Below are 9,912 nucleotides of genomic sequence, written 5' to 3'. Positions count from 1 at the left end.
AGAACAATTGAGGTAGCGGTTGGGTGACCAGAAGGGTCACCGAAGCGCTTCTAGACAAAAAGCATTCATAGCAATCTTCTGCCTGCCGAACCGAGAGCTACGTCAGCGGATAGGATGCCCTTGGACGCTGAGATAACCCTATTCCTTGGCAATGCGCCCGCCGACCATAACAAAGTCGATTTTCCGCATGAGGGAGATGTCCGTCAAAGGATCGCCAGTAACGGCGACAAGATCGGCGGCTTTGCCCGGAGCAAGGGTGCCGATTTGATCGGACAGGCCAAGATGGCTTGCGCCGCCCACTGTTGCGCTGCGCAAGGCTTCGGCCGGGGTAAAGCCTGCTTGCACCATGAGTTCAAACTCACGCGCATTATCGCCATGACGGGAGACGCCACTGTCGGTGCCAAACACGACGCAAACGCCTGCTTCACGCGCGCGGCTGAGCATATTGACCATAAGCGGACCCACCGTCAAAGCTTTGGCCGCTTGTGCGCCGGTCAAGGTACCGCCAGCCTTGGCCATTTCTGTAACGGTTGTCCCAGCCAGTAAGGTTGGCACCACACAGGCATTTTTGGCCTTGTAAAGGGCAAAGGTCTCTGCGTCGGCATAGCTGGAATGTTCGATACTATCAAAGCCCGCCCGCAAGGCCGCTTCGATGCCGCCTTTGCCATGGGCGTGGGCGGTGGCGGTCTTGCCCAAAAGGTGAGCGGTATCGGCAATGGCTTTGAGTTCATCATCGAAAAATTGTTGGCTGAGGCCGCTGGCCGTATTGCTCAACACGCCCCCCGTCGCCGTAACTTTGATGATATTGGCACCAGCCTTGACCTGTTCACGCACGGCGCGCCGGCAATCATCAACGCCATTACACACGCTTTTAGGGCCCATGACATGCATGATATCTTCGCGGAACCCATGCACATCGCCATGTCCGCCGGTTGGGCTGATGGCAGCTCCGGCAGCCAGAATGCGCGGGCCAAGCAAGCGGCCCGAAGCAAATTGGTCGCGCAGCGCAAAAATGGTGTGGTGTCCATCGGCACCCAAATCAACCACGGTGGTAAAGCCAGCCCGCAAGGTTTTTTGCGCATGAACCAAGCCGTCCAAGGCGAGGTCGCTTTCCTCTTTGGTCACTTGATCCAAACGGCTGGACGAGGAAAGTTCGGAGAGGAGATGGACGTGGCTGTCGATCAGGCCCGGCAGTACGGTTTTGGACTTAAGATCGACCAGTTTGGCACCCGCACTCGGGGCGACATAACCGTCACGAATGGCTTCAATCTTGCCATCGCGGACAATCAGCGTTTTGGTTTGGGTTGGCGGCGTACCAGGCTCTGCAATCAGGCGACCCACGTGGATAAAGGTGGCGGGCGAGGCCGTTGGCGGGGTCTGTGCATAGGCCGTACCCACGGCCACACAAGCCAAAACAGTCGATAAAAGTCGTAAGCGCATCATGCCCCCAGAATAACATTTTAAATCCACCATGCGACCGACCGAAGCGATTGGCAAGGCGCTGTCTTGGCGCGCGCTTGGCCCTTATCCATCTGTCAGACTGGTGCAACTTCCGGGCACCTAGACAAGGCTAAAGTTGTACCAGCACAATGCATTGCCTTAGCGGTAAACCTGTTGCAGTCTCTGGAGATTGGAGGTCCGCATGAAGAAAAACATGCTTTTAAGTCGTATTGCAGGATTGATATTCGTAGGCCTTGTTTGGCCAAACTGGGGATCGGCCAAACCAGCACCCGCCACAGCCGAAGCCTTTGCCGCAGCCCCCAATATTTCACGTGTGGCGATTTCAGCCGATGGCAATCGGATCGCCTTTGGCTATACGACAGCCACAGGCGAGACCCAAGTGCGGGTCCTTGATGTGCCGACAAATAAGACCGCAGGCGTAGACGTCGGCACGATGAAGCTGCGCAGCATTCAGTTTGAAGATGGCGGTGATGTGCTCATTACTGTCAGCGATACGGTTCGGGTTTTCTCAGCCAAGAATGAGTTTTTCCGGACTTATTCCATGGATTTCGAAACCGGGCGGATCAGAAATCTCCTCACCACAGGGGGGAGCCTGCGGGAGTATAATTCCGGCGTCTCCTTGATTTCTATTCTGCCCGACAGCCCGAACCGCGTCATGATGGCGACTTATGATCTGAACAATGCGGACATGGTCGCGCTCAACCTGTATGAGGTCGCAACCGACGGCAAGCAGGTGTTTACGCGGGCATTTGGGACTGACAAGACTTATGACTGGATTACAGATCGTGCGGGTAAACCTTTGGCCAGAGTTGATCATGACCCCAAGGCTGCCACAACCAAACTTTTCCTTGCCGGCGAGAACAAGCAGTTTTCAGAAGCCCTCCACATCGACAATACGGGTAGCCAGGGCATTACGCTGATGGGCTTGTCCAAGCAGGGCAGGATCATCTTTGGCAGAAACACGGATTCTGAATTTGGGGAGCTTTATTCCATTGATCCTGTCACGGGGACGACCGGAAAATTTCTCCGTTCGGATGGACTAGAATTGCAATCTGTTTTCAAAGACCCATGGTCAGAAGTGATTGTTGGTGTGTCCTTGGGCGGCCTTGAACCCCTTGACCAAATGATCTCGTCCGACCTGCAAGAGGCTCAAGCTTCGCTGGAAGCGACATTTCCGGGGAAAATCGTCTCCATCGTCAGCTTTACGCGGGACCGACGCAAACTGGTCGCCAAATTGGAAACGCCCAGTACGCCGCCTGAATATCTTTTGCTCAACCTCGATGGGCCCAAGATCAATCGCTTGGGCGAGGCCTATCCCGGCCTCAAAGATGTGCCCATGGGCCGCCTGCAAGCCACGACATTTAAAGCCCGCGATGGGGTAGAAATTCCCGTCTATGTGACCCTGCCACCAGGTGACAAAGACATCAAAAATGCACCGACCATTATCTTTCCCCATGGTGGACCTGAAGCGCGCGATGAACCTCGTTTTGATTATTGGACCCAGTTTATGGCCACACGCGGTTATGTGGTAATCCAGCCCCAGTTTCGCGGATCGACCGGCTTTGGCAAAGCGCACGCAGATGCAGGGCGTCGCCAGTGGGGTAAGCGGATGCAAGATGATGTGTCTGACGCCGTAACTTGGGCCATCCAGCAAGGCTTAAGCGACCCCAAGCGTGTGTGTATCGTCGGTGCGAGTTATGGCGGTTATGCGGCTTTGGCTGGTGCAACCATGACGCCTGACCTCTATCGGTGTGTCGTCTCAGTCGCGGGTGTTTCAGATTTACCGCGGATGATTGTGCAAGAGCGCAACGATGCTGGCACATCTAAATCGAGCACGGTCAATTATTGGATCGACCATATTGGGGCCGATGATCGTGCGGCGACAGAGGCGGCTTCACCTCGACGGCTCGCAGACCTTGTGCGCGCGCCTATCCTTTTGATGCATGGGCGCGATGACACGGTGGTTCGCTTTGAACAAAGCACCATCATGGCCAATGCGCTAAAAGCCGCCGGAAAGCCCTATAAATTGGTGGAGTTGAGAGGCGAAGACCATTGGCTATCGCGTACTGAAACGCGCCAACAAATGTTGACCGAGTTGGAGGCTTTCTTGCGCGAGCATTTGGGGCCGGGGGTGAATTAGGTGGGGCGCCTTGATGTGGGACTTGCTGCGATCTTGATAGGCAGCGCGGTCGCATCCATCCTGATTGCACTGCCTAGCTGGCTTATACCCATCCCGCAGCCGATGCTTGTGCTCTTTGTTGTGAGCTCCCTTTCAGTTATCAGCACATCTGTCCTAACGCTAAGAAGTGTTTGGGCTTGGACAAGATGGTTTAGGCAGCGAAAGCACTTGGCTCCAGCAAGACCTAAGGTTTGGCCCGCCCTGATCTGTCTGGTTGGATGGGCCAGTATTGCGGCCCCGACACCGAAGGTCGAAATCAAAGTCGAGCTCCCTGACTCCAAAGTCCTTCCAACGGAACGTCATTAGGCCGCCTGAGCGACACCCGCCTTCCCATTCGGCTTATCCCGTACTAGACTGCCCGGCCTAGAATAATGCTCTGGGGAGGGCCTACGATGTTACTACCAATTTTGGCGCTAATCGCTTGGACTTTGGTCATGTGGGTGTGGATGTATGCCACCCGACTACCAGCTATGCAAAAACACAAGATCGATCCGCAGGGGGCTGCAAAACCGGGTAGTTTGGACGTTTTGCCCATGAAAGTGGCCCAAGTTGCGCATAATTACAACCATTTGCATGAGCAACCGACCCTGTTTTACGCCCTGGCTTTGACCGCGCATGTCGGAAATTGGGCCGATGGGCTTTCCATTCAACTCGCTTGGGGCTATGTGGGCCTTCGTGTACTGCATTCGCTGGTGCAAGCAACCGTGAATTTGGTTGCCGCGCGCTTTGCGGTGTTTGCCTTGGCTTCACTCGTTTTAATGGCACTTTGTGTGAAAACGATCCTGGAAGCACTCGGCAGCTAAGTCAGGTGTGAGGGGCTTTTGCCCACCCGATCTGTCCGAGTTTAAGTGCACGTCCCACATCAGAGCCACTATGGCTCTTTCATCGCTTTCCGCCGTCTGGGCGTTGCACGTGGCCGTGTTTGTTTTCGCGAGGCCACACCGGGCGAAGGATGGCCCTATTTGGCGCGCCTGACGAGAAGCAACTCAAGGTCAGGTCCGTCCCAGACGCGTGTGCGCACCCCAAGTGACGGGGGCGATACCGCACGCTTTGACGTGTGAAAGACGACGAGACCATGACTACTTTTGCCGATTTCGGCTTTGCTGAGCCTATTTTGAACGCGATTGCAGGCGAAGGCTATGAGCATCCTACCCCCATCCAATTGCAGGCCATCCCGCCTGCGATGCAATCGCTGGACATTTTGGGCCTTGCCCAAACAGGAACAGGCAAGACGGCTGCCTTTGCGCTGCCTTTGCTGCACCATTTGAGCCAGCGCCGCATTCATGCTGGCGCACGGGCCTGCCGCGCACTGATCTTGTGCCCAACGCGCGAATTGGCTGGCCAGATTGCGGACAGCCTGCGCACCTATGGCAAATTCGTCGGCCTCTCGGGCGCTTTGGTCTATGGCGGGGCAAACATCCGCAAGCAGATCCGCTCTATGGAGCGCGGCGTCGATATTCTGATCGCCACCCCGGGCCGCCTCATCGATTTGATGAAACAGCGTGCCATCCGCCTCGATATGGTGGAGCATTTGATTTTGGATGAAGCCGACCAAATGCTGGATATGGGCTTTATCAAGCCGATCCGCCTGATCGTCGGTGAAATTCCAAAGGCCCGTCAAACCAGCCTGTTCTCGGCAACCATGCCGAAGGAAATCGCCCATCTTGCCGAAGAATTGCTAACCGATCCCAAGCGAATCCAGGTTGCCCCTCTGTCGTCGGCCGCCGAGCGGGTCGATCAGCGCTTGATTATGACCAGCCAAGTCAACAAACAGCAATTGCTGGAATCCATCTGTCATGAGCCTGAAGTGAAGCGCGCCATGATCTTTGTGCGCACCAAGCATGGGGCCGAAAAGGTTCTCGACAAGCTGGAACAACAAGGCATGTCGGTTGATGCTGTGCATGGCAATAAGAGCCAGAACGCGCGTGAACATGCGTTGGAGCGCTTCCGCAAGGGCCATACCCGCCTGCTGGTCTGTACCGATGTGGCTGCACGTGGCATTGACGTCGATGGGGTCACCCATGTGTTCAACTTTGACCTGCCAGATGTGCCAGAGGCCTATGTCCACCGCATTGGCCGGACCGCGCGCGCTGGGGCGGAAGGCATCTCCATCTCTTTCTGTGCGCCGCATGAGCGCGACAATTTGCGCCAGATTGAGCGCTTGATCAAAAAGTCCATCACCAAGATGGATCCAGCCAATTTGATGAAGGCACCGCGCCCTGCGGCACCGAAGCCTGCTGAAGTCCAGTATGATGAAGATGGCGAAGCGATCTTTGTGGAAACCGTGGGTGAAGCCTCTAACGCTTTGGTCGCGCCAACCAATGCGCATGGCGATGTGATCGGCGTGCTGCGCCGCACTGGGCCGAAAGAAATGCTGTATGAGCCCCGCAACGATCCCCGTCGTGATGGCAAGTTTGGCGCACGTGAAGGTGGCCGTGAAGGCGGTCGGGGCGGTCGTCCTGGCCCACGTGGTGGGCAATATTCCAACCGCGACCGCGGCGAAGATGGCGATCGTCGTCCCCGCTCGGGCCATTTCGCAACGGGCTCTGTCTTTAATGAAGGCCGCCCACAACAGCGCGACGAAAACCGCTTTGGTGCCCGCGGCGCTGAAGCAGCTGAGCGTCCCGCTTATGTGCGCCCCGTAGCCGATGCGGGCCGCGAAGAGCGCCCCCGCTTTGACAAGCCATTCCACGGCAAACCACGCGAAGAGCGAAGCTTCCAAGACCGTCCACGCAACGAGCGTCCTCGCGATGATCGTCCCCGTGGTGATCGTCCAATCGGCGACCGTCCACGTGCCTATGAAGGCCGCAGCGAAGCTTTTGGTCATCGCAATGGTCAAGGCCAACGCGATTTCGCGACACGCAAGGGCCCTGTGCCCCGCGGCGAAGCCCGCATTGAAGGCCGCGGCGATGATCGCAAGTCATCCAAGCCTGCAGCTGGCAAGAAGAGCTTTGGCGGCAAGCCCGTCAGCCTCGGCCGTTCTGGCGCACGCGGTGGGGCCAATGTCGGTCGCGGTGGGGACAGCACCTTCGTGCCCCGTCGCGGTCGCTCGTAACCGAGCTATGGAGACCCGTTTAGGCCCACAAAGCCTGAACGGGTCAAGGCACCTTAAGCCTCCTCGCCTTCGCGCGCCCAAAAGCGCGCCAAAGCCGCTTCTATTGCCTCGGCCCTCGGCCGTGCCACTTCAGCCATGTCACGGCCATGGGTGAAGAGGAAGAATTCATCAGCTTCTATGCCGCGCAAAATACGCTCCGCGGCCGTGATGGCTGGCAGGCCCATGCGGTTCTCGTGTCCAAAGGCTGTATCCAAGTGGCGTGGTCCACCGAACTTCTCGTGCCGATTGCGAAACCCATTCCAGATTTCAGAGGCAACCAATCCTGGGCACAGGACGGATACGGACAAAGGTGTGCCCGCATAATCGCGCGCCATGGCTTCACTCAGGCCCACCAGCGCGTGCTTGGAGGCCGTATAAGGCGTGGCCTGCCCACCCCGGATCGGCAGGCCTAAACCATGTTCAGACGCGGTAATCACCAAACGCGACGGAATGTCTTGTTCCAGCATGCGCGGCGCAAAAGCGCGCACGCCATCGATTGTACCCATCAGATTGACGGCAAACGTCCATTCAATATTGGCCCGCGATGCTTTGTGGATCGATCCACCGGCACCAATACCCGCGTTCAAAAATACCAAGGTCACCCGGCCAAAGCGCTCAAAAGCAAACTTTGCCAAGGCTTCATTTGAGGCGGGATCGGCGACATCGACGAAACAACCAAGGGCGGCCCCACCTTGATCGCGGATCGCTTGAGCGGCGGCCTCAGCCTTTGGCCCTTCAATATCGGCCAAAAGAACGGCGGCCCCTCTTGCGGCGAGGGCTTGGCCCAAAGCTAAGCCAATACCCGAGGCACCCCCGGTAATTACCACAACATCGGCGGGTCCTAAAGACTGGGTCATAGCTTGTCTCCGCGGGGGGTTTGAATCTTGGCTCTTGGCCTATCGTTGCCCAATTGGGCCTGCTTGGCAAACCTTGCTGCAAGTTAATTCGACAATGCCCAAGCGCCTGTCAAAACGCACGCGGCGACTTATCTTTTTTCCAAAAAATCTCATGTGGAGCCGCAAAAGTGAACAGACGTCGTTTTCTCTATGCAAGTGTAGCCGGGACGGGTGCCGCCATCGCCGCTCAAACCGGTTTTTCGACTTCGGCTTGGGCTGCAGCCAGCAAGCCAAGGATTGGCACGTTTGGCTTTGACATGGCCGGGCGCGATCTAAGCATTCACCCAGGCGATGACTTCTGGCGCCACGGTGGTGGCACCTATATGAAAAACAACCCCATTCCAGCCGACCGCGTACGCTGGGGGGCATTCGATAAACTAGCCGCCAAGGCCGAAGCTGACGTGCGGGCCATTATTGAAGAATTAGCCGCCAAGAAAAGCGCGCCGGGCTCCATCGAACAAAAGATCGGGGACTATTACCGCTCCATGATGGATACCGCCGCCATAGACGCGGCGGGCCTGACCCCTATTCAGCCCGAAATCGACCAGATCCAAGCAGCAAAAACCCATGAAGAGATTGCTGTGCTCTTTGGCAAACCCGATTTGCCCACCCCTTCCCCGGTTGGATGGGGGATTGTTCCCGATGCCGGCAATCCAGACCGCTCTATCGTCTCGATCGGCCATGGCGGCTTAGGCATGCCTGAGCGGGATTTCTATCTGAAGGACGACGCGCGGTTTAAGGCCTTGCGCGAGAAATATCCGCTCCATATCGCCAAAATGTTGAACCTTGCTGGGCAACAAGATGCTGAAGCCAAGGCTGCCGCCATCATGGCCTTGGAAACCGAGATTGCGAAACGGCATTGGACGGTCACCGATCGTCGCGACCGGACCAAGACCTATAATTTGAAAAAGCGGGCGGATTTGGACGAAATCGCCCCAGACTTCCCATGGGCGGCTGGCTTTGCTGCAGCCCAACTCGATGATATCCAGGAATGTGTGGTCCGTGAAATCACGGCGATTGGCCCCTTAGCTAAATTGTTCCGCGAGACCCCGGTTGAGACATGGCAAGCCTATCTGACCTATCACTTGCTTTCTTCCAGCGCCAGCGTGCTGCCAAAGGCAATTGATGACGAGCGCTTTGAGTTCTTTGGGAAAACTTTGAATGGTCAGCCGGTCCAACGCGAGCGTTGGAAGCGGGCAACCCAAGCGGTTAACGGGGCCTTAGGCGAAGCGGTTGGCCAAGTCTATGTTGCACGCCACTTCAGCCCCTCTGCCAAGGCCAAAATGCTAGTGCTGGTCGAAAACCTGCGCAAAGCCTTCAAGGTTCGCATTGATGGCCTGACGTGGATGACCCCCGAAACCAAGGTGAAAGCACAACGCAAGTTGGCCACATTTAACCCCAAGATTGGCTATCCCGACAAATGGCGCGATTATAGTGGCCTCGAAATCAAGGCGGGCGATCCCTTAGGCAATGAACGCCGCGTACAAGCCTTTAACGCGGCACGAGACCGCGAGGACTTGAAGCAGAAAACCGACAAAACACGGTGGTTCATGACACCGCAAACGGTGAATGCCTATTATAATCCAAGCTACAACGAGATCGTGTTTCCGGCCGCCATTCTGCAGCCGCCCTTCTTTGATGAGTTTGCTGACCCCGCGATCAATTATGGCGGCATTGGCGGGGTCATCGGTCATGAAATGGGCCACGGCTTTGACGATCAAGGCTCCAAATATGATGAAAATGGTGTCTTGCGGGAGTGGTGGACGCCCGAGGATGTCGCCGCCTTCAAGGCGCTTGGCCAAAAAATGGTCGCGCAATATAGCGCGTTTGAACCCTTGCCCGGCGTGAAACTCAATGGCCAATTGGGCTTGGGGGAGAACATCGGCGACCATTGCGGCGTCGTGGTTGGCCATTTGGCTTATAAGATGTCGCTGAAGGGCAAGAAGGCCCCGGTGTTGGAAGGCCTAACTGGCGACCAGCGCTTCTTTTTGGCTTGGAGCCAAGTTTGGCGCGCCCAGCAGCGCGAAGAGGCCTTGCGCAATCAAGTCCAAACAGGCCCCCACTCCCCAGCGGAATTCCGAGTCAATGGTACGGTCCAGAACGTGGATGCGTGGTATCAGGCCTTTAATGTGCGGCCGGGCCATAGGCTCTATGTCGCACCTGAAAACCGGGTCCGCATCTGGTAATGATTTAGCCCCTCTTCCCTTTGGGAGAGGGGCTTTTTCGTTCATTGTGCGGCCAAGGCGTAAACATCTAGAAGTGCTTCTGTCGCGTCATGTACG

6 protein-coding genes are annotated in these 9,912 nt (G+C 56.6%); 4 read left to right on the top strand and 2 right to left on the bottom strand.

The features are described from left to right. Positions 1–138 precede the first annotated feature (138 nt). Positions 139–1,443 carry a metal-dependent hydrolase family protein gene (locus B7364_RS10885; protein WP_085340061.1) on the bottom strand — a complete coding sequence of 435 codons (1,305 nt, stop codon included), beginning with the start codon at positions 1,441–1,443 and terminating at the stop codon, positions 139–141. A gap of 199 nt (positions 1,444–1,642) precedes the next feature. Between B7364_RS10885 and B7364_RS10880 the strand changes: the two genes are divergently transcribed. From B7364_RS10880 to B7364_RS10865, 3 genes are all read left to right on the top strand, one after another. Further along, positions 1,643–3,601, top strand: a complete 1,959-nt coding sequence (locus B7364_RS10880; protein ID WP_085340058.1) for an alpha/beta hydrolase family protein — start codon at positions 1,643–1,645, stop codon at positions 3,599–3,601. Positions 3,602–4,032: 431 nt separating this feature from the next. Continuing rightward, positions 4,033–4,443, top strand: coding sequence for an MAPEG family protein (locus B7364_RS10870; protein WP_232780881.1), 411 nt, complete (start codon positions 4,033–4,035; stop codon positions 4,441–4,443). 272 nt (positions 4,444–4,715) lie between these two features. After that, positions 4,716–6,695 (top strand): DEAD/DEAH box helicase, encoded by a 1,980-nt coding sequence (locus tag B7364_RS10865; RefSeq protein ID WP_085340060.1) that lies wholly within the window; start codon positions 4,716–4,718, stop codon positions 6,693–6,695. A 53-nt stretch (positions 6,696–6,748) separates the two neighbouring features. On the opposite strand, the gene B7364_RS10860 is transcribed toward B7364_RS10865, so the two are convergent. Then, complete coding sequence (locus B7364_RS10860) at positions 6,749–7,591, bottom strand: SDR family NAD(P)-dependent oxidoreductase (RefSeq protein ID WP_085340055.1); 843 nt, start codon at positions 7,589–7,591, stop codon at positions 6,749–6,751. Between the two features lie 167 nt (positions 7,592–7,758). On the opposite strand from B7364_RS10860, the gene B7364_RS10855 reads away from it, so the two are divergent. Then, positions 7,759–9,816 (top strand): M13 family metallopeptidase, encoded by a 2,058-nt coding sequence (locus B7364_RS10855; protein ID WP_085340059.1) that lies wholly within the window; start codon positions 7,759–7,761, stop codon positions 9,814–9,816. Positions 9,817–9,912: the final 96 nt, after the last annotated feature.

Source organism: Aquidulcibacter paucihalophilus, assembly GCF_002105465.1.
Lineage (GTDB): Bacteria > Pseudomonadota > Alphaproteobacteria > Caulobacterales > Aquidulcibacteraceae > Aquidulcibacter > Aquidulcibacter paucihalophilus.
This window is presented reverse-complemented; position numbering and strand designations above follow the sequence as displayed.